16 protein-coding genes are annotated in these 20142 nt (G+C 64.2%); 8 read left to right on the forward strand and 8 right to left on the reverse strand.

The window, feature by feature from the left end; genetic code table 11:
• Window positions 1–135 precede the first annotated feature (135 nt).
• The 4 genes from JQ632_RS37115 to JQ632_RS37130 all read left to right on the forward strand — a co-directional run bounded on the left by JQ632_RS37115 (window position 136) and on the right by JQ632_RS37130 (window position 5726).
• Window positions 136–1362, forward strand: a complete 1227-nt coding sequence (locus JQ632_RS37115) for an ABC transporter substrate-binding protein (protein WP_212407670.1) — start codon at window positions 136–138, stop codon at window positions 1360–1362.
• Between the two features lie 255 nt (window positions 1363–1617).
• Window positions 1618–2847 carry an ABC transporter substrate-binding protein gene (locus JQ632_RS37120; RefSeq protein ID WP_212407671.1) on the forward strand — a complete coding sequence of 410 codons (1230 nt, stop codon included), beginning with the start codon at window positions 1618–1620 and terminating at the stop codon, window positions 2845–2847.
• 157 nt (window positions 2848–3004) lie between these two features.
• On the forward strand, window positions 3005–4234 hold the full coding sequence (locus tag JQ632_RS37125) for an ABC transporter substrate-binding protein (protein WP_212407672.1): 1230 nt from the start codon (window positions 3005–3007) through the stop codon (window positions 4232–4234).
• Window positions 4235–4442: 208 nt separating this feature from the next.
• The gene (locus tag JQ632_RS37130; RefSeq protein ID WP_212407673.1) at window positions 4443–5726 is read left to right on the forward strand and encodes a glycerate kinase; all 1284 of its coding nucleotides are present in this window, start codon (window positions 4443–4445) and stop codon (window positions 5724–5726) included.
• Between the two features lie 119 nt (window positions 5727–5845).
• On the opposite strand, the gene JQ632_RS37135 is transcribed toward JQ632_RS37130, so the two are convergent.
• The 7 genes from JQ632_RS37135 to JQ632_RS37165 are packed head-to-tail and all read right to left on the reverse strand — an operon-like array spanning window position 5846 to window position 13252.
• Entirely contained in the window at window positions 5846–6370 is a 525-nt protein-coding gene (locus JQ632_RS37135) for an NADH-quinone oxidoreductase subunit B family protein (RefSeq protein WP_212407674.1), read from the reverse strand.
• A 3-nt stretch (window positions 6371–6373) separates the two neighbouring features.
• A complete protein-coding gene (locus JQ632_RS37140; RefSeq protein ID WP_212407675.1) occupies window positions 6374–7891 on the reverse strand; it encodes an NADH-quinone oxidoreductase subunit C in 1518 nt (505 codons plus the stop codon).
• A gap of 4 nt (window positions 7892–7895) precedes the next feature.
• The gene (locus tag JQ632_RS37145; RefSeq protein WP_212407676.1) at window positions 7896–9335 is read right to left on the reverse strand and encodes a hydrogenase 4 subunit F; all 1440 of its coding nucleotides are present in this window, start codon (window positions 9333–9335) and stop codon (window positions 7896–7898) included.
• Window positions 9332–9994, reverse strand: coding sequence for a hydrogenase-4 component E (locus JQ632_RS37150; RefSeq protein WP_212407677.1), 663 nt, complete (start codon window positions 9992–9994; stop codon window positions 9332–9334). The genes JQ632_RS37145 and JQ632_RS37150 overlap by 4 nt, the downstream gene beginning before the upstream one ends.
• A 3-nt stretch (window positions 9995–9997) precedes the next feature.
• Window positions 9998–10954: a respiratory chain complex I subunit 1 family protein gene (locus JQ632_RS37155; protein WP_212407678.1), complete on the reverse strand. Its 957-nt coding sequence runs from the start codon at window positions 10952–10954 to the stop codon at window positions 9998–10000.
• A complete protein-coding gene (gene hyfB, locus JQ632_RS37160; RefSeq protein ID WP_212407679.1) occupies window positions 10951–12951 on the reverse strand; it encodes a hydrogenase 4 subunit B in 2001 nt (666 codons plus the stop codon). Before hyfB ends, JQ632_RS37155 begins: the two co-directional genes overlap by 4 nt.
• 34 nt (window positions 12952–12985) lie before the next feature.
• The gene (locus JQ632_RS37165; RefSeq protein WP_212407680.1) at window positions 12986–13252 is read right to left on the reverse strand and encodes a helix-turn-helix transcriptional regulator; all 267 of its coding nucleotides are present in this window, start codon (window positions 13250–13252) and stop codon (window positions 12986–12988) included.
• Between the two features lie 261 nt (window positions 13253–13513).
• Between JQ632_RS37165 and JQ632_RS37170 the strand changes: the two genes are divergently transcribed.
• Window positions 13514–15628, forward strand: a complete 2115-nt coding sequence (locus JQ632_RS37170) for an EAL domain-containing protein (protein WP_212407681.1) — start codon at window positions 13514–13516, stop codon at window positions 15626–15628.
• Between the two features lie 9 nt (window positions 15629–15637).
• On the opposite strand, the gene JQ632_RS37175 is transcribed toward JQ632_RS37170, so the two are convergent.
• The gene (locus JQ632_RS37175) at window positions 15638–16147 is read right to left on the reverse strand and encodes a MarR family winged helix-turn-helix transcriptional regulator (RefSeq protein WP_212407682.1); all 510 of its coding nucleotides are present in this window, start codon (window positions 16145–16147) and stop codon (window positions 15638–15640) included.
• Window positions 16148–16323: 176 nt separating this feature from the next.
• Between JQ632_RS37175 and JQ632_RS37180 the strand changes: the two genes are divergently transcribed.
• Genes JQ632_RS37180 through JQ632_RS37190 form a run of 3 tightly spaced genes read left to right on the forward strand, consistent with a single transcriptional unit; the run spans window position 16324 to window position 19868 of the window.
• Window positions 16324–17364 (forward strand): branched-chain amino acid ABC transporter permease, encoded by a 1041-nt coding sequence (locus JQ632_RS37180; RefSeq protein ID WP_212407683.1) that lies wholly within the window; start codon window positions 16324–16326, stop codon window positions 17362–17364.
• A 6-nt stretch (window positions 17365–17370) separates the two neighbouring features.
• Complete coding sequence (locus JQ632_RS37185; protein ID WP_212407684.1) at window positions 17371–19140, forward strand: ABC transporter permease subunit; 1770 nt, start codon at window positions 17371–17373, stop codon at window positions 19138–19140.
• Window positions 19137–19868 (forward strand): ABC transporter ATP-binding protein, encoded by a 732-nt coding sequence (locus JQ632_RS37190; protein WP_212407685.1) that lies wholly within the window; start codon window positions 19137–19139, stop codon window positions 19866–19868. Before JQ632_RS37185 ends, JQ632_RS37190 begins: the two co-directional genes overlap by 4 nt.
• Window positions 19869–20142: the final 274 nt, after the last annotated feature.

Raw genomic sequence — 20142 nt, forward strand, 5'->3', positions numbered from 1 at the left:
AGCGAACCGCCGTATACGGACCCGTACGTACGGTGGTGTGGGAGGGGAGGAGCTGCGAGGCTCCCCCCTATCCCGATTGACCTCGTGCACCAATCTTGTTCAATGCGGCGCCGATCCAATTGGGGTAGGAGACCAATGACTGCCGTCCGTTTTCAGTTTGCGGCCCTGTCGGCCGCGGTCGTCTTGTGCAGTGCACTGAGCACGCCCGCCGCGGCGCAAAAGTCCTATGACCCGGGCGCTTCGGACACCGAGATCAGGATCGGCAACATCATGCCCTATAGCGGCCCGGCTTCGGCCTATGGCGTGATCGGCAAGACCGAAGAGGCCTATTTCAACAAGATCAACGCCGAGGGCGGCGTCAACGGCCGCAAGATCAAGTTCATCTCCTACGACGACGCCTACTCGCCGCCGAAGACGGTGGAGCAGGCCCGCAAGCTGGTCGAGAGCGACGAGGTGCTCCTGATCTTCAACTCGCTCGGCACCTCCACCAACAGCGCCATCCGCAAATACATGAACGAGAAGAAGGTGCCGCAGCTCTTCGTGGCCAGCGGTGCCTCAAAGTGGAACGACCCCAAGCAATTCCCGTGGACCATGGGCTGGCAGCCGAGCTACGCCAGCGAAGCGCGGATCTACGCAAAATACATCATGAAGGAGAAGCCCGACGCCAGGATCGGCGTGCTCTACCAGAACGACGATTTCGGCAAGGACTACCTCAAGGGCCTGAAGGACGGCCTCGGCGCCAAGGCCTCGATGATCGTGATCGAGGACAGCTACGAGACCTCGGAGCCCGCGATCGACGAGCATATCGTGAAGATCAAGGCGTCCGGCGCCGATGTCTTCATCAGCGTCACCACGCCGAAATTCGCAGCCCAGGCCATCAAGAAGGCCGCCGAGATCAACTGGCACCCGATGCACATCGTGTCCAACGTCTCGGCCTCGGTTGGCGGCGTGCTGGAGCCGGCAGGGTTCGAGATCTCGCAGGGCATCCTGTCGGCGACCTACGCCAAGGACGGCTCGGATCCGCAGTGGAACGACGACCCCGGCATGAAGAATTTCTACGCCTTCCTGGAGAAGCACTTCCCCAAGGCCAACAGGCTCGACGGCGCCGTCGTGTTCGGCTACGGCGCGGCACAGACGCTGGTGAAGGTGCTGCAGATGTGCGGCGACGACCTCACGCGCGCCAACGTCATGAAGCAGGCGGCCAGCCTGAAGGGTGTCGAGCTGGATACGCTTCTGCCCGGCATCAAGATCAACACTTCGGCCGAGAATTTCGCACCGATCGAGCAGCTCCAGATGATGCGCTTCAAGGGCAAGAAATGGGAGCTGTTCGGGAGCGTCATCTCCAGCGAGCTCGGCCAGTGAGCGCGGACGCTTCAATCAAAAATAGCCGCTGTCGTCTTAGGCAACTTCAGCGCAAGCGTTAACGACACGCCAAAATCTCACGTGCCGGAATATTCCGCACCGCTTCGATCAAATCGCGCGTCCTGCGACAGTTCCGCAGGGGGCGTTTTTCTTGCTGGCGGCCCTGGAAGGGTATTGAATGTGTGTCGGAGCGACGAGCAACGATCGTTCCCAAACAAGAACAAACGACACATTCAAACCTCTAGGGAGATCAAGATGCCTGCGATGCATGTGCGATTGGGGGCCTTCTCGGCTGCCCTCGTGTTGGCTGCCACCCTGTCCACGGCAGCGTCCGCCCAGAAGAAATACGACACCGGCGCAACCGACACCGAAATCAAGATCGGCAACATCATGCCCTACAGCGGACCGGCGTCCGCCTATGGCGTGATCGGCAAGACCGAAGAGGCCTATTTCAAGAAGATCAACGCCGAGGGCGGCATCAACGGCCGCAAGATCAACTTCGTCACCTATGACGACGCCTATTCGCCGCCGAAGACGGTGGAGCAGGCGCGCAAGCTGGTCGAGAGCGACGAGGTGCTGTTGATCTTCCAGTCGCTCGGCACGCCGCCGAACACGGCGATCCAGAAATACATGAACTCGAAGAAGGTGCCGCAGCTTTTCGTCGCCACCGGTGCCACCAAGTGGAACGATCCGCAGAACTTCCCCTGGACCATGGGTTGGCAGCCCAACTACCAGATCGAGTCCATCATCTACGCCAAATACATCCTGAAGAATCTTCCGAACGCCAAGATCGCCGTGCTCTACCAGAACGACGACTACGGCAAGGATTATCTGAAGGGCTTCAAGGACGGGCTCGGCGCCAAGGCCGCGAGCATGATCGTCATCGAGGATAGCTATGAGGTCTCCGAGCCGACCATCGACTCTCACATCGTGAAGATGAAGGCGACTGGCGCCGACGTGTTCTTCAACATCACCACGCCGAAGTTCGCGGCGCAGGCGATCAAGAAGAACGCGGAGATCGGCTGGAAGCCGACCCATTTTCTCAACAACGTCTCTGTGTCGGTCGGCACCGTCATGAAACCGGCTGGCTTCGAGGCCGGGCAGGACATCATCTCTTCCGCCTATTTGAAGGATCCGACCGATGCCCAATGGAAGAATGATCCGGCGATGAAGGCCTGGAACGAGTTCCTCGACAAGTACTATCCCGAGGCCAATCGCGCCGACGTCAGCGTCATGTACGGCTACATCGCGGCCCAGGGGCTCGTGCAGGTATTGAAGGCCTGCGGCGACGATCTGACCCGTGCGAACGTGATGAAGCAGGCGGCGAGCCTGAAGGACTTCGAGCCTGCCGGCCTCCTGCCCGGCATCAAGGCCAACACTGGCCCGACCGACTTTGCCCCGCTCTCGCAGTTGCAGCTGATGCGCTTCAAGGGCGAAAGCTGGGAGCTGTTCGGCGACGTCATCTCCGGCGACGTCAGCGGCTAAGGGATAGGCAATCTTCGCTGGCTACTAAAGAAGCAGCCCCTGCGACCTCTTCGCAGGGGCTTTTTCTTGATGCTTTCGGGCAAATCGTATTCAATCGCGTCGCGCCGCGACAAAACCAAGAAACTGGCGCGCAAGCATTAAAAAAAGGGAGATTGGAATGCCTGCTGTCACCAGCAAACTCGCGGTCGCGTCTTTTGCGGTCGCACTCTTCGCAACCTCGACCACCGCCGCACTCGCGCAGAAGAAATACGATACCGGCGCGACCGATACCGAGATCAAGATCGGCAACATCATGCCCTACAGCGGCCCGGCGTCGGCCTATGGGGTGATCGGCCGGACCGAGGCCGCCTATTTCAAGAAGATCAACGAGGAAGGCGGCATCAACGGTCGCAAGATCAATTTCGTGTCCTATGACGACGCCTATTCGCCGCCGAAGACGGTGGAGCAGGCCCGCAAGCTCGTCGAGAGCGACGAGGTGCTGCTGGTCTTCAACTCGCTCGGCACGCCGCCGAACTCGGCGATCCAGAAGTACATGAACTCGAAGAAGGTGCCGCAGCTCTTCGTCGCCACCGGCGCCACCAAGTGGAACGATCCGCAGAACTTCCCCTGGACCATGGGCTGGCAGCCCAACTACCAGAGCGAAACCCAGATCTACGCGAAGTACATCCTGAAGCAGATGCCCAACGCCAAGATCGCCGTGCTGTTCCAGAACGACGATTACGGCAAGGACTATCTCAAGGGCCTGAAGGACGGTCTCGGCGCCAAGGCGGCTTCGATGATCGTCATCGAGGAAAGCTACGAAACCTCGGAGCCCTCGATTGACAACCACATCGTGAAGCTGAAATCGACCGGCGCGGATATCTTCATCAACATCACCACGCCGAAATTCGCGGCGCAGGCGATCAAGAAGATCTCCGAGATCGGCTGGAAGCCGACCCACTTCCTCAACAACGTCTCGGCCTCGGTCGGCAGTGTGATCAAGCCCGCGGGCTTCGAGAACTCGCAGGACATCATCTCGGCCGCCTATCTGAAAGACGTCTCGGACCCGCAGTGGAAGGACGACGCCGGCATGAAGACCTTCCTGGACTTCATGACGAAGTACTTCCCCGAGGGTGACAAGCTCGACGGCGGCACCATCGTCGGCTACGGCGTGGCGCAGACCCTCGTCGAGGTGCTGAAGAAGTGCGGCGACGATCTCACGCGCGAGAACGTCATGAAGCAGGCGGCGAGCCTAAAGGACTTCCGCACCGAAGTGCTGCTCCCCGGCATCAAGGTCAACACCGGCGCAAACGACTTCGCACCGATCAGCTCGCTCCAGCTCATGAAGTTCAAGGGCGAGAAGTGGGACCTGTTCGGCGACGTGATCAGCGCCGACGCCGGCGGCTAGTCATCCGGTCAAGCCAAGCACGCCAAGGCCCCCTGCGAGACGCTCGCGGGGGGCTTTTCGTTTGCCTATCAGCCGATTGGGAAAACCGAATGCCCGATAGTCGCCGCTTACACTTTTGCGGTCGATGCGCTAGGTAAGCGGTAGCGGAGCGCGCTTCAAACGCAACGGCAACGTCGCCGGCAATCATGTTCCCAACGAAAGCTTCTTCATGACCGACCGCCGCCCACTCCTTCGCGCCATCTACGACGCTGCCGTTGCCGCCGCCCATCCGGACGTGGTGCTGGCGCAGCATCTTCGTCCCCTGCCGAAGGGCCGGGTGATCTGCCTCGCCGCCGGCAAGGGCGCGGGCGCCATGGCGGCAGCGGCGGAACATCACTATCTCGACACGCTCGGTCTTGCGCCGGAGCGCCTGGTCGGCATCGCCACCACGCGTCACGGCCATGGCGTGCCGACGCGGTGCATTCGCGTGGTGGAGGCCGGCCATCCCGTGCCCGACGAAGCCGGCCTGAAGGGCGCGGCCGACACGCTGGAGCTGGCGCGGCAGGCGGGGCCCGACGATCTGCTTCTGGTGTTGCTCTCCGGCGGCGGCTCGGCGAACTGGATCGCGCCGGTCGAAGGCATCAGCTTTGCGCAGAAGCAGGCGGTCAACCGCGCGCTGTTGCGCTCGGGCGCGCCGATCGGCGAGATGAACACAGTGCGAAAACATCTGTCGCGCATCAAGGGCGGCCGGCTCGCGCGCGCCGGCCAGAACGCCGCGGAGATCGTCACGCTCGCAATCTCCGACGTGCCGCATGACGATCCCTCCGCGATCGCCTCCGGCCCCACGGTGCCGGACCCGACCACGCTGGCCGACGCGCGCGCGCTCGTCGCACGATACAAGCTCGAGCTCGACGACGCCGTGCGCCGCGCGCTCGACGATTCGAATAACGAAAGCTGCAAACCCGGCGACCCTGCCTTTGCGCGCGCCCGCTTCGAGCTGATCGCGCGCCCGAAACAGTCACTCGATGCCGCGGTGAAGCTTGCAAAGGACGCTGGCTATGAGGTGATCGATCTCGGCGCCGATCTCGAGGGCGAGGCGCGCGAGGTCGCCGCCGATCACGCAAGACTCGCGCTCAAGGCGCGCGCGCAAGGCAAGCGTATGGCGATCCTCTCCGGCGGCGAGCTGACGGTGACGGTGCGCGGCAATGGTCGCGGCGGCCCCAACCAGGAGTATGCGCTGGCTCTTGCGGACCTCCTCAAGGACACGCCCGATATCGCCGCACTCGCCGGCGACACCGACGGCGCCGACGGCGGCGGCGGCAAGCCGACCGATCCCGCCGGCGCGCTGATCGACGCGACCACGTTCGCGAAGATGACGGCGCAAAAGCTCGAACCGCAGGCCTATCTCGACAACAACGACGCGACGACGTTCTTCGAGGCCACAGGCGACCTGCTGCTGCCGGGCCCGACGTTGACCAACGTGAACGATGTCAGGGTGATTTTGGTGGACTGAGTTGCTCTCTCCGTCATGGCCGGGCTTGACCCGGCCATCCACGCCCCACCGCGATGGAGAATAGACGTGGATGCCCGGGACAAGCCCGGGCATGACGACTGAGTGTTAGGCTTGAGCTCTCACCCCTTACCGCCGACCTGTTCCAGGAGCGCGAGCAGGCCCTTCAGCAGATCTGTCGGCGACGGCGGGCAGCCCTTGATGTGCAGGTCGACCGGCACGACGTCGGACACGCCACCGACGCAGGCGTAGCTGCCTTTGAAGATGCCGCCATCCACGGCGCAGCCGCCAACTGCGACCACCCATTTCGGATCGGGCGTGGCATTGAACGTGCGCTCCAGCGCCTGCCGCATGTTCTTCGTCACGGGACCCGTGACCAGCAGCACGTCGGCATGGCGCGGCGAGGCGACGAAGCGCAGGCCGAAACGCTCGATGTCGTAGAAGGCATTCGACAGCGCGTGGATCTCCAGCTCGCAGCCGTTGCAGGACCCGGCATCGACCTGGCGGATCGCGAGCGAGCGGCCGAGTTTTGCCTGCGCGGCACGGTCGACTGTTTTCGCGAGCTCGGCCAGCGCCGCATCGTCCGGCGCCGGGGCGGGCTCGGTGAGCGAACCATGGGTGAGGCTTTCGAGCAGGGTCTTGCGCATGGCTCAGAGGTCCGCGCCGGAATAGGAGCAGTTGAACGATTTGTTGCACAACGGGAAGTCGGCGATGATGTTGCCTTCGATCGCGGTCTCCAGCAGCGGCCACTGGAACCAGGAGGCGTCGCGCAGATGGCAGCGCTCGACGCGCAATTCGTGATCGAGCCTCAGCCACACCAGCACGTCGCCGCGGAAGGCCTCGATCAGCGCCATGCCTTCACAGGCACCGCGACCGATCCGGGGAGGCAGCGCGGTCTGCAGCCCTCCCGGATCATCAAGGCTATCAAGAATCTGCTCGATCAGCGCGACGCTCTGCTCGACCTCCCGGATGCGGATCCAGACCCGCGCGTTGACGTCGCCGGCCTCCAACACCGGCACCTCGAACGACAACGCGCCATAGGGCGCGTACGAAATCGCCCGCCGTGCGTCGAAATCCCGGCCCGAGGCGCGGCCGACATAGCCGCCGGCGCCGAATTGACGGACGTATTCGGGCTTCACAATCCCGGTCGTGACAGTGCGATCCTGCAGAGATGCCGTGTTGTCATAGAGCTCGATCAGGCGCGGAAACACCTTTCGGATCTCGGCGAGCAGGGCCCGCATGGCAGGGATACCGTACGACGACATGTCGCGCGCCATGCCGCCGGGCACGATGACATCCATCATCAGGCGATGACCGAACGCGGCATCCGCCGCCCGCAGGCAACGTTCGCGCAGCACACCGGTCTGGGCGTGCATCAGCGCAAAGGACGCGTCATTGCAGATGGCGCCGATGTCGCCGAAATGATTGGCGAGCCGCTCGACTTCCGCCATCAGCGCCCGCAAAAGGATCGCGCGCCTCGGTGCCTCGATCCCGAGCGCCGCCTCCACGGCAAGCGCAAAGGCGAAGCCATAGGCAACGGCACTGTCGCCCGAGGTGCGGCAGGCGAGCTTTGCGGCAGCCTCCAGGCTCGCCCCCTGCATCAGGGACTCGATGCCCTTGTGGGTGTAGCCGAGCCATTGCTCCAGCCGCGCCACGTGCTCGCCATTGGCCGTGAAACGAAAGTGGCCGGGCTCGATGATGCCGGCATGAACGGGGCCAACTGCAACCTGGTGCAGCCCCTCGCCTTCAGCCGGCAGAAAATCGTACGGCGCGGCGTCGCGCGCGCCGTTGCGATGGCCGAGCGGCCAGGACTTTCCCCAGGCGCTGTGATCGAGCCAGGGCCGCGTGTCGCCGGCGCCTGTGGGCACCAGACCGAAGAGATCGTGGATGGTGCGTTCCAGCCGCAGCGCCGGCGGATGATGGATGGCGACGCTGGGGAAGGAACCGGAAGCGCATTCGTACGTGACGACCGCAAGCTCCGCCGACGCTGCCTCAAGCAGCGCCATGTGAACCGCGGCCGACTCGCCCCAGAATCCCAGCAACGTCGCCCTACCCTCGACGAGCTGATCGATCGCGGCGCGCCATCCCTCGTCCGCCACCACGATTCGGGGCCAGGGCCGATGCGACGGCTCCGCGCCTTGATGGGGGATGTGGTCTAGAAGGCCCATCGCGTCACCCCAGGAGCTTCGCGACGTTGGTAAAACCGGTCACCAGCGCCGGCGGCAGATAGATGCCGGCCAACGCGACCAGCGCCAGATGCGTGAACATCGGCACGTAGGAGGCTTCCGCCGGCGCGGTCGGCCCCTTGGGCTCGCCGAACATCACGCTACCTGCGCGCAGCAACAGCCCGCCGAGCGCGATGATGATGCCGAGCACGAGAATCCCCGTCAGCCATGGCGCACGCGCGAAGGTGGAGCTGACGACCAGGAATTCGCTCATGAAGATGCCGAGCGGCGGCAGGCCGACGATGGCGACGACGCCGAGCATCAATCCCCAGCCGAGCACGGGGTTGGTGACCGTCAGGCCGCCGATATCGGCGATCTTCTGCGTACCCTTGACCTGCGCGATATGACCCACGGCAAAGAAGATCGCGGACTTGGTCAGCGAGTGCATGGTCATGTGCAACAGGCCCGCGAAATTCGCCAGCGGTCCGCCCATGCCGAACGCGAAGACGATGATGCCCATGTGCTCGATCGAGGAATAGGCGAACATGCGCTTGATGTCGCGGCGACGGTAGAGCATCAGCGACGCGAAGATCACCGAGATCAGCCCCATCGTCACCATCAGCGGCCCCGGCGCGATCGCCGCGGGATTGACCGCGAGCATCATCTTGAAGCGCAACAGCGCATAGAGCGCGACGTTGAGCAGCAGGCCCGACAGCACCGCCGAGATCGGCGTCGGACCTTCGGCATGGGCATCGGGCAGCCAGGCGTGCAGCGGTGCGAGCCCGACCTTGGTGCCGTAGCCGAGCAAGAGGAACACGAAGGCCACGTTGAGGAGCGCGGGATCGAACTGCGAGGCGTGCTCCACCAGCACGGTCCACACCATGCCGTCGAGCCCCTCGCCCACCACCGGGCGCGCAGCCATGTAGACCAGGATGGTGCCGAACAGCGCCAGTGCGATGCCGACGCTGCCGAGGATGAAATATTTCCAGGCTGCTTCCAGCGCCTCGTGGGTACGGTAGATGCCGACCATCAGCACCGTCGTCAGCGTGGCGACCTCGACGGCAACCCACATCAGCCCGATATTGTTGGCGACCAGCGCGAGGTTCATCGCGAACATCAGCGTCTGGTACATCGCGTGATAGAAGCGCAGGAACGCCGGCGTCAGCCGCCCGGTCTCGACTTCATGATTGATGTAGCTCGCGCTGAACACCGACGTGGTGAAGCCGACGAAGGTCGTCAGCACGATGAAGACCTTGTTGAGGTCGTCGACGAGCAGATATTGCCCGGAATTCGGCTCGACCACGAACAGCGACAGCGAGGTCAGAAAGGTCGCGAACGCCGCCACGACGTTGAACCGCGCCGTCAGCGCGTAACCCGGCAGAACGGCCAGCAACGCGGCGGAGATGGCCGGGATCAGAAGGATCGCGGTGAGCGCGTCGATCTTCATCGCCGCTCTCCCCTGAAGCGGTCGAGGGCCTGCACGTCGACACTGTCAAAGCGCTCGCGAATCCGGAACAGGAAGATGCCGATCACGATGAAGGCGATCAGCACCGAGAAGGCGACGCTGATCTCGACCACCAGCGGCATGCCCTTGGCCCCGGTCGCCGCCAGCACCAGCCCGTTCTCAAGCGACATGAAGCCGACGACCTGGCTCACGGCATTGCGCCGCGTCACCATGATCAGGAGCCCGAGCAGAACCACCGAGAGCGCGAAAGCGAGGTCCTCGCGCGCCAGCGCGTCGGCGCCGGGCGTCACGCGCAGCATCACCACCATCGACAGCGCGACAAGGCCTATGCCCGCCATCATGGTCAGCCCGATGCCGATCACGTTCTCGATCTCGCGGTGAATGCCGAGCTGCTTGATGATCCGGTGCAGCGCCACCGGAATGATGATCGCCTTGAAGACCAGCGCGATCGCCGCCGTGAGATAGAGATGCGGTGCTTGCTGCACATAGGCCTGCCAGGCCACCGACAGCGCCAGCACGCCGGCGTGCATGGCATAGACATTGAGCAGCGCGTAGAGCCGGTCCTGGTACAGCATCATGAAACTCGCCAATACCAGGGAGCCGGCGAGCAGATGGGCGATGTCGAATTGCAGGCTGCTCATGTCTCAGAGGCTCCCCGACACGAAGCGCAGAAGCGTTGCGAGCAGCGCCAGCATCAGCGCCGCGCCCAAAAACTCCGGGATCCGGAACACCCGCATCTTGGCGATCGACGTCTCGAACAGCGCGAGCAGGAAACCCAGAACCGCCAGCTTGCCGAGATAGAGCAGCGCGCCAACGGCCAGTGCCGCAACGCCCGCATCGGCAGTTGCCGTGCCCCAGGGCACGAATACGCAGGCGATCAGTGAAACATAGAGCAAGAGCTTGAGCTGAGACGACAGGTCGATCAGCGCCAGATGCCGGCCGGAATATTCCAGCACCATGGCCTCGTGAACCATGGTGAGCTCGAGATGGGTCGCGGGATTGTCAACGGGGATGCGGGCGTTCTCCGCGAGTGCCACGATCGTCAGCGCGACGAACGCCATGCCCAGCGACACGCGCAAACCGACCGCGCTCGAGCCCATGAACTCGGCCACGTTGGGGAGCTGGGTCGAGCCTGCGATCATCGCGACCGCAAACACCGTCATCAGGATCGCAGGTTCGGCCAGCGTCGCAATCATCACCTCGCGGCTGGAGCCGATGCCGCCGAAGGCGGTGCCGACGTCCATGCCGGCGAGCGCCTGGAAGAACCGCGCGCTGCCGAGCAGCGCGATGATGGCGATGAGGTCGGCGGTCCAGGAGAACAAGAGGCCGTTGCCGAAGGTCGGCACCAGGGAGGCGGCAACCCAGGTGCCGGCGAACATCAGATAGGGAATCACGCGGAACAGCCATGAGGCGTTGTCGGCGAGCACGACATCCTTGCGCATCAGGCGGACGAGGTCGCGGTAGGGCTGGAGCAGCGGCGGCCCGCGCCGGCGCAACAGCCGCGCCTTCACCTTGCGCACGAAGCCGGTGAGCAGTGGTGCTAGCAGCAGCACCAGCAGCATCTGGGCGCCCTGCGAGAAGATGTCGCGTAGCGCATTCATAGCGCCACCACGAGCAGCAGCACGATCAGCGCCACGAAGACCAGAGTCAGGTAGCGGCGGATCGTGAGGAATTGCAGGATGTTGATGCGCTCGGTGGCAAAACCGATCGCATTTGCGATCGGAGCGTAGAGCCCGTCCCAGATCAGATCGCGCATCTCGACGGTGAGGCGCGCGGGCCGGGGCGAGGACGGCGGCGGCATCTCGCCGATTTCGCGGGCGGCGAAGATGACGCTGCCGAACACGCGGCGGATCGGCTGCGAAAAGCTCGACGCGCTGTACTGGATCGCGGGGTTGGCGTCCGGATAGCCGCAATCCCAGGCCGGCGCGCGGCGCAACCGGTCGGAAGCAAGGCGATGGATGGCGGTGGCTGCCGTCGTGCCACAGAGCGCAGCAAACAGGAACACCAGGAGCCCGTTATACGAGCTGCGGCTTTCGGCGATCGGCACGATGGTTAGCCATTCGAGCCCGGTCTGATGCGGCATGACATTGCCGACCATGGCCTTGCTCACCGGGGCCAGCGCATCGATGAAAAGGCCGGGCAGGATGCCGGCCAGAAGGCACAGCGCAGCAAGGGCGAACATCGCAGCGAGCGAGAAGCGATCAGTCTCATGCGCCGACGCGGCGACGTCCGAGCGCGGACGGCCGAGGAAGCTGATGCCGTAGAGCTTGACGAAGCAGGCCGCGGCGAAGGCGGCCGCCAGCGCCAGCAGGCCGCCGACGGCGGGGACGATCAGCTTCAGCCCCCAGGATGGCAGTTGCGGCGACAGCAGGATCGCCTGGAACATCAGCCATTCCGAGACGAAGCCGTTGAACGGCGGCAGCGCCGAGATCGCGACGCAGCCGACCAGCATGGCAAAAGCCGTCTTCGGCATGCGATGGATCAGCCCGCCAAGCTTCTCCATGTCGCGCACGCCGGTTGCTTCAAGCACCGCACCGGCGCCGAAGAACAGGAGGCTCTTGAACAGCGCGTGATTGAAGACGTGCAGCAGCGCCGCGGTGAAGGCGAGCGCCGCCACCCAGTCGAGCCCCTGGGCCTTGAAGGCCAGCGCGAGCCCGAGTCCGGTGAAGACGATGCCGATGTTCTCGATGGTCGAAAAGGCGAGCACGCGCTTGATATCGCGCTGCATCAGCGCATAGAGCACCCCGAGCGTTGCGGTGGGGCCGCCGACGAGCAGCACCACCATGCTCCACCACCATTGCGGCTCCGGCAACAGATCGAAGACGATGCGCACAAAACCGTAGACGGCGACCTTGGTCATCACGCCGCTCATCAGGCCCGAGACGTGGCTGGGGGCTGCGGGATGGGCGAGCGGCAGCCAGGCATGCAGCGGAACCAGGCCCGCCTTGGAGCCGGTGCCGAGCAACACGAGGACCACGACCAGGCTCGACAGCGCGGCGGATGGATGAGCGGCGCGGATCGCGTCGAAATCGTAGCCGGGGCCGCTTGCGAGCGCACCGAAGGCGAGCAGCAGCGCGAGCGTGCCAAAACTTGCCATCAGCAGGTAGACGTAGCCGGCACGGATATTCTCGGCCTCGCGGTGATGCGACACCACCAGCGCCCAGGAGGTCAGCGACATGAATTCCCAGGCCACGAGGAAGCTGAAGGCATCGTTGGCAAGCACGACGACGTTCATGCCCGCGAGATAGGCCGGGTAGAATGGCAACACGCGGCCGGGCGATTCCTCGTGGCTCCCGTAGCCGAGCGCGAACAGGCTCGCGGCCGCGCCGCCGAGATTGACGACCACAAGGAAGAACGCCGACAGCGCATCGAGGCGGAAATGCGCGCCGAGCCACGGCAGGCCGACCGGCAGCGTCGCACGCAGCACCGGATGGGCGGGATCGAGGAGATGGAGCAAGGCCGTCATGCACAGGGTCGCGGTGAGGACGAGGCAGGCGCCATAGAGCACGAACGATCCGCGCGGCCGTGCCGACAGCACGATTCCAACCGGCGCCAGCGCCAGCAGACATGCTACCAACCATAGCGCCACCGAGATCATCGTGGCTCCCGAATTGCGAATTGCGTGGGTGCAGTCATTTGACGTCCCCACCCGGCGGCGATGTCAGCCGCACACCGCGTCCACCGCCGGCGGACGCCGCGCCTTCGCCGATAAGCTCGATGCCGGCCACGGCGAGCGCGTCGACGAGCTTCATCAGCGAATCGACATTGCCGCGGATCACGCCTTCAGAGGCTTCCATGCGCTGGATCGTCGGAAGCGACAGCGAGCAGCGCTGCGCGAGCTCGCGCTGGTCGATCCCGAGCAGGGCCCGGGCGGCACGAAGCTGTGCGGCAGTGATCACGGGGTAATGCCTCCGTGGCAATTCCAATCATTTGATTAGCAAGCTTAATACATCTAAACTGATGTATCAAGCATCAATATCACTGCACTGCACATCAAATCTTGTGCTTCGGCGGCGTTGAGACCTGCCAAACGAGTCCAGCGCGCTTTAACCCGATATTCGCTGCAACTTCACGAACCTGCCGGCGGTCGCCGCCAAATCATGGAGTTGATTCGGTGGCCTCTGCTCTAATGGCACCGCGCTGAAGGGGGCAAACGATCCATGGACGGCCGTGACACGCAGGTCGCCGACACCAACTCGCTCGGCCCGCTCGGCCCCGTCCTCTTGGGCGGGCTGCTCGAGCAGGCCGTCAACAATCTGTCGCTCGGCATCGTCCTGTTCGATGCGGACCGCAAGGTCATCTACTGCAATCAGCGCTACACGCAGATCTACGGCCTGTCGCCGGAGGACGTGCGTGCGGGCACACCGACCAGGAACCTGATTCAGCATCGGCTGAAACTCGGATTGAAGACCCGCGACGAGGCCAGCGCCTATATTCGCAGGCGGACCGAGGGCGAGATCGTCAGCGAACGGACCGTGCAGGAATTCGCGGATGGTCGGATCATCGCCTACAGCATTCGTCCACTGCCCGGCGGCGGCGGTATGGCGACCCACGAGGACATCACCGAACGCGAGGAGCTCAGCGCACGGCTCACGGAGCGCAACCTGCAATTCGACACCGCCATCAACAACATGTCGCAGGGCCTGTGCTTTTTCGACGCCAATCATCGACTGATCGTCTGCAACACGCAGTATATCGACATGTATGGCCTGCCGCCGGAGCGCGTTCGGCCGGGCACGCCGGTATCGGAGATTTTGGATCTGCGCTTCGCGGCCGGCAGCGTTCCCGCGATGACCCGGGACGAGTATGTCAAATGGCGCACCGCCGTCGCGATCTCGGCGGAGCCGACCGACAGCATCGTCGAAATGCAGAACGGCCGCACCTTCAAGATCCGTCACCGGCCCATGCCGGATTTGGGTTGGGTGGCGACCCACGAGGACATCACCGAACAACGGCATGCCGAGCTCAAGATCGCCCACATGGCGCATCATGACGCGCTCACCAACCTCGCCAACCGTGCCCTGCTCGGCCAGCATCTGGAGCAGGCCTTCGCAGCCGGCGCGACCTTCGCCATCCACCACATCGATCTCGACAAGTTCAAATCGGTCAACGACACGCTGGGGCATCACGCCGGCGATGCGCTTCTTAAGGTCGTCAGCGAGCGCCTGCGCAAGCTCGTTCGCCCGGGCGATATTATTGCCCGGATGGGTGGCGACGAATTCATCGTCCTGCAGACACCGATCGTCGATCGCAACGACGCAAGCGCCCTCGCCGAGCACATCATCGGGCAGATGAACCTGCCGTTCGAACTCGACGGACAGCAGACGATCGCGGGCGCGAGCATTGGGATTGCGATCGTGCCAGGCGACGGAGCAACGCCCGAGCAGGCCTTGCGCAAGGCCGATCTGGCGCTCTACCGGGCCAAGAGCGAGGGTCGCGGCACTTACCGCTTCTTCGAGCCCGCGATGGACGAGCAGGTGCAGAACCGCCGCGCGCTCGAGCTCGATTTGCGCAAGGCGCTCGCCGCGGGCGAATTCGAGCTTTACTACCAGCCGCTGGTGCAAACCGAGACCGGCGAGATCAGCGGCGTGGAAGCCCTGATCCGCTGGCGGCATCCGCAGCGTGGCCTGATCGCGCCGAACAGCTTCATTCCACTTGCCGAGGAGGTCGGCCTGATCGTGCCGATCGGCGAATGGGTCATCCGGCAGGCCTGCATGACCGCGAGCCGGTGGCCGGACCGGCTGCATATCGCTGTCAACATCTCCGCCGCCCAGTTCCAACATCCCGGGCTCGCCGAGGTCATTGTGCGAGCACTGGCGGCCTCGGGGCTGGACCCGCGACGCCTGGAGATCGAGATCACCGAGAGCGTCCTGCTCCAGGACAAGAATGGAACGCTCGCGATGCTGCACCGGCTGCGTGCACTCGGCATCCGGATCGCCATGGACGATTTCGGAACCGGCTATTCGTCGCTGACCTATCTGCAGTGCTTCCCCTTCGACAAGATCAAGATCGATCGTTCCTTCATCCGCGACATCGCAACCGACGCCGGGTCTCTCAATATCGTTCGCGCCATTGCTGCGCTCGCGAACGGAATGGGGATGGGGGCGACGGCGGAAGGCGTTGAGACGCGCGAGCAGCTCGATCGCATCGCGGCCGAAGGGTGCACCGAGGTCCAGGGCTTTTTCTTCAGCCGGCCGCTGCCGGCCGCCGAGATCGAGCGCAAGTTCCTGTCGACCGAAGCCCCCGCCGTGCTCGACCGCTTCGCCGCGGCCTGATTCTCCGCCTCAAAACTCGTTCGCGATCTTCGAAAGCATCGCGATCAGGGCTTCGCGGTTGGCCACCCCCAGCACCTCGTTGAGGCGCGCCTCGTGCTTGGTGGCGACGAGCTTTTTCGCGCGGGTCAGCACGGCCTTGCCCTTGTCGGTCAACACCAGGATATGCGAGCGGCGATCGTTGGTGGAGCGGATCCGCGCGCAGAGGTCGCGGCTCTCGAGATTGTCGAGCATCGCCACGAAGTTCGGGCGCAGGATGCCGAGCGTGGAAGCGATCTCGGTCTGGTTACGGCCCGGATTCTGCTCGACCAGCAGCAGCACGGAAAACTGCGCAGGCGTGAGCTGCAGCGAAGCGACGCAGCGCAGGAAGTTCTCGAACACCTTGAGCTGGGCGCGCTTGAGCACGTAGCCGAGCTGCTCGGAAAGCTCGCCAAGGTGCAGCGCCTCGGCCGGGCTGTCCGCGGCGTCCTTGCGCGACTTGGTCGCTTCCGCTGACTTTTCAATGGTTTTTGAAACGGTCATCGCCTGATGCTCGCAATCCCGCTAAGTTGGGGCCGGGTCGTTCCGCCGCCCTTGATGTTATATTTGATAATTGTTATGGACCATATCAAATATCGTCAGCGAATTTCAATGGCTGTGAACGGACCATCCACCGCGAAAGGCGGTGCCGGTCCGGACATCGAGGGGGAGCGTCCGGCTTGAACACGACCATCATGCTGTTCCTGGTACAGGACGGCATCACCAATGGCGCAATCTATGCGCTGCTCGGATTGGCGCTGGTGCTGGTGTTTGCCGTCACCCGCGTCATTCTCATTCCACAGGGCGAATTCGTCACCTATGGGGCGCTGACCTATGCATCCTTGGCCTCCGGCCAGATGCCGGGCACGGCCAAGCTGGCGCTCGCCATGGGCGTCCTGGTGTTCGCTCTCGATCTGTTCATGGCGCGCAAGGCGCTGCACGGCAGGCTGATCGCCCGCAGCCTTGCGGCCAATGTGGTATTGCCGGGAATCGTCCTGGCGCTGACACTCTCCTATGCCGGCCAAAAGGCGCCGGTGGCGCTCAGCATGGCGCTGTCGCTGGTCATCGTCGCGATGATCGGCGTGTATCTCTATCGCATCGTGTTCCAGCCGCTGGCGCACACCTCGGTGCTGGTGCTGCTGATCGCCTCCGTCGGCGTGCATCTGGCGCTGCAGGGTTTGGGGCTCTTGTTCTTCGGCGCCGAGGGCCAGCGCGGGCCCGCCGTGCTGACGACCGCGTTCACCGCGGGCTCGCTGCGCTTCACGGGCCAGAGCATCACGGTCTACGGCATCACCATCGCCTTCATCGTCGGCCTCTGGCTGTTCTTCGGCTGGACGCGCTACGGCAAGGCGCTACGCGCCACCGCCGTCAACCGGCTCGGTGCCCGGCTTGCCGGCATCCGCACCTCGCTGTCGGGACAGATCGCCTTCCTGCTGGCCTCGGTCATCGGCGCGCTGTCGGGCATTTTGATCGTACCGATCACGACGCTCTATTACGACAGCGGCTTCCTGATCGGCCTGAAGGGCTTTGTCGCCGCGATCATCGGCGGGCTCGTCAGCTATCCTTTGACCGCGGTCGCCGCGCTCGTGGTCGGCATCGTCGAGGCGTTCTCGTCCTTCTATGCCAGTAACTACAAGGAGGTCATCGTTTTCACGCTGCTGATCCCCGTGCTGCTGCTGCGCTCGCTCGCAGCTCCCGCGGTCGAGGAAGAGAAGGACTGACGCGCGATGAATGACCGGCTTCCTATTCTCATCTTCGCGCTCGTCATGGCGGCGATTCCGTTCGTCCCGGGCATGCCGCCGTTCTGGATCGTTCTGCTCGACAATATCGGCCTCGCCGCGCTGGTCGCGATGGGGCTGGTGCTGCTCACCGGCGTCGGTGGCCTCACCTCGTTCGGACAGGCGGCGTTCGTCGGCTTCGGCGCCTACACCACCGCGGTGCTGTCGACGGCCTACGGCCTCTCCCCCTGGCTGACGCTGCCGCTCTCGCTGGTCGTCAGCGGCCTGTTCGCGGTGCTGCTCGGCCTGGTCACGGTCCGCCTCTCCGGCCACTATCTGCCGCTCGGCACGCTCGCCTGGGGGCTCGGCCTGTTCTACCTCTTCAGCAAGCTCAATTTTTTGGGGAGAAATGACGGCATCTCCGCGATCCCGCCGCTGTCGATCGGCACGTTCAAAATGCTCGATCCCGGCTCGATCTATTACGCAATCTGGGCGGCGGTCGTGCTGTCGGCGCTGGTGACGGTGAACCTCCTGGATTCCCGCACCGGTCGCGCCATCCGTGCGCTCCGGCGCGGCCATGTCGCCGCCGAAGCCTTTGGCGTGCACACGCCGCGCGCAAAACTCCTGGTGTTCATCCATGCCGCCGTGCTGGCCGGTCTCTCCGGCTGGCTCTACGCGCATCTGCAGCGCGCGGTGAACCCGACGCCGTTCGGCGCGCAGGCCGGCATCGAATATCTCTTCATCGCGGTGGTCGGCGGCGCCGGCTATGTCTGGGGCGGCGTGCTCGGCGCAGCCATCGTCGTGATCCTGAAAGAGGTGCTGCAGAGCTACCTGCCGCTGATCGTGCACGGCTCGGGACAGGTCGAGACCATCGTGTTCGGCATCATGCTGGTGCTGCTGCTCCAGCTCGCGCCCGGCGGCCTCTGGCCCTGGCTGATGTCGTTCCTGCCGCAGAGGACCGGCGGCAAGAGGCCCGACACCTCGCTGAAACTTCCGGCCCGCGAACGCACGCCCGGCCAGTCCAACGTCCTGCTCCAGGTGGACAAGGCCCGAAAGCAGTTCGGCGGTGTGATCGCGGTCAACAACGTCTCCTTCGACGTCCAGGCCCGCGAGATCGTCGCGCTGATCGGACCGAACGGCGCCGGCAAGAGCACGACCTTCAACCTGATCACCGGCGTGCTCAGCGCAACCGCAGGCTCGATCTCGGTGCTCGGCAAGAAGGTCGACAACGCCCCGCCGCAGGAGATCGTCAAGCTCGGCATTTCGCGCACCTTCCAGCATGTGAAGCTGGTGCCCGACATGACGGTGCTGGAGAACGTGGCGATCGGCGCCCATCTGCGCGGACATTCGGGGCCGATCTCCTCGATGCTGCGGCTTGATCGCGCCGACGAGGCAAGACTGCTCGCGGAAGCCGCCCGCCAGATCGAGCGCGTCGGGCTCGGCGACCAGATGCATCAGCTCGCAGGCTCCCTGTCGCTCGGACAGCAGCGTATCGTCGAGATCGCGCGTGCGCTCTGCGTCGACCCGATGCTGCTGCTGCTCGACGAACCCGCAGCGGGCCTTCGCCACATGGAAAAGCAGCAGCTTGCAAAGCTGCTGCGTGAGCTGCGCGACGGCGGCATGAGCGTGCTGCTGGTCGAGCACGACATGGGCTTTGTCATGAACCTCGCCGACCGCATCGTGGTGCTCGATTTCGGCACCAAGATCGCGGAAGGCACGCCGGCGACGATCAAGACCAATCCCGAAGTGATCAAGGCCTATCTCGGAGTGGCGGCATGAGCGCGCTGTTGTCAGTCACCGACGCGCATGTCGCCTACGGCAAGGTCGAGGCGGTCCGCTCGGTCTCGCTGGAGGTCGGTGAGAACGAGATCGTCACCATCGTCGGCGCCAATGGCGCGGGCAAGACCACGCTCCTGTCGGCCATCATGGGCGTCCTGCCGCTGAAGGGCCGCGTCGCCTTCGCAGGCCAGGATCTCGCCCGGTACGAGATCGAGGACCGCGTCGCGATGGGCCTCGGCCTGGTCCCGGAGCACCGCGAATTGTTCGTCACCATGAATGTCGAGGACAATCTCGAGCTCGGGGCCTTCCGCATCGCCAAGGCGCAGATGAAATCCTCGATGGAGCGGGTTTACAGCCTGTTTCCGCGGCTGAAGGAGCGGCGCAAGCAGCTTGCCGGCACGCTGTCGGGCGGCGAGCAGCAGATGCTCGCGATGGGCCGTGCGCTGATGGGCGCGCCGAAACTGTTGATGCTGGACGAGCCGAGCCTCGGTCTTGCGCCGATCATCGTCGCCGACATTTTTCGTATCGTGACGGAGCTGCGCGCCAGCGGCGTCTCCGTGCTGCTGGTCGAGCAGAATGCACAGGCCGCGCTCAAGATCGCCGACCATGCCTATGTGATGGAGCTCGGCGAATTCGTGCTGAGCGGCAAGGCCACCGACATCGCCGCCAACGAGCGCGTGGCGGCAAGCTATCTCGGCTTCCAGCACGAAGGCGCAAGCGCGTTATAGTCGCGCCGCGCACTCCTCTTCCCTTCCCCCTTGTGGGAGAAGGTGGCGCGAAGCGCCGGATGAGGGGTTCTCTCCGCGAACTCGTCGCGAGAGAATCATTCGCGGAGAGAACCCCTCACCCGGCTTCGCGTTCCGCGAAGCCACCCTCTCCCACAAGGGGCTAAGGGATGCCCGAAAGTGATTCCCGAGAATTTGGGAATGTGATTCAAGGCCTTTCGACCTGTTTGGGACGGGAGGCATGAGATGTCTTTTGGCGATATTCGGGTTGCTGAGC

Source organism: Bradyrhizobium liaoningense, from assembly GCF_018130955.1.
Lineage (GTDB): Bacteria > Pseudomonadota > Alphaproteobacteria > Rhizobiales > Xanthobacteraceae > Bradyrhizobium > Bradyrhizobium liaoningense_C.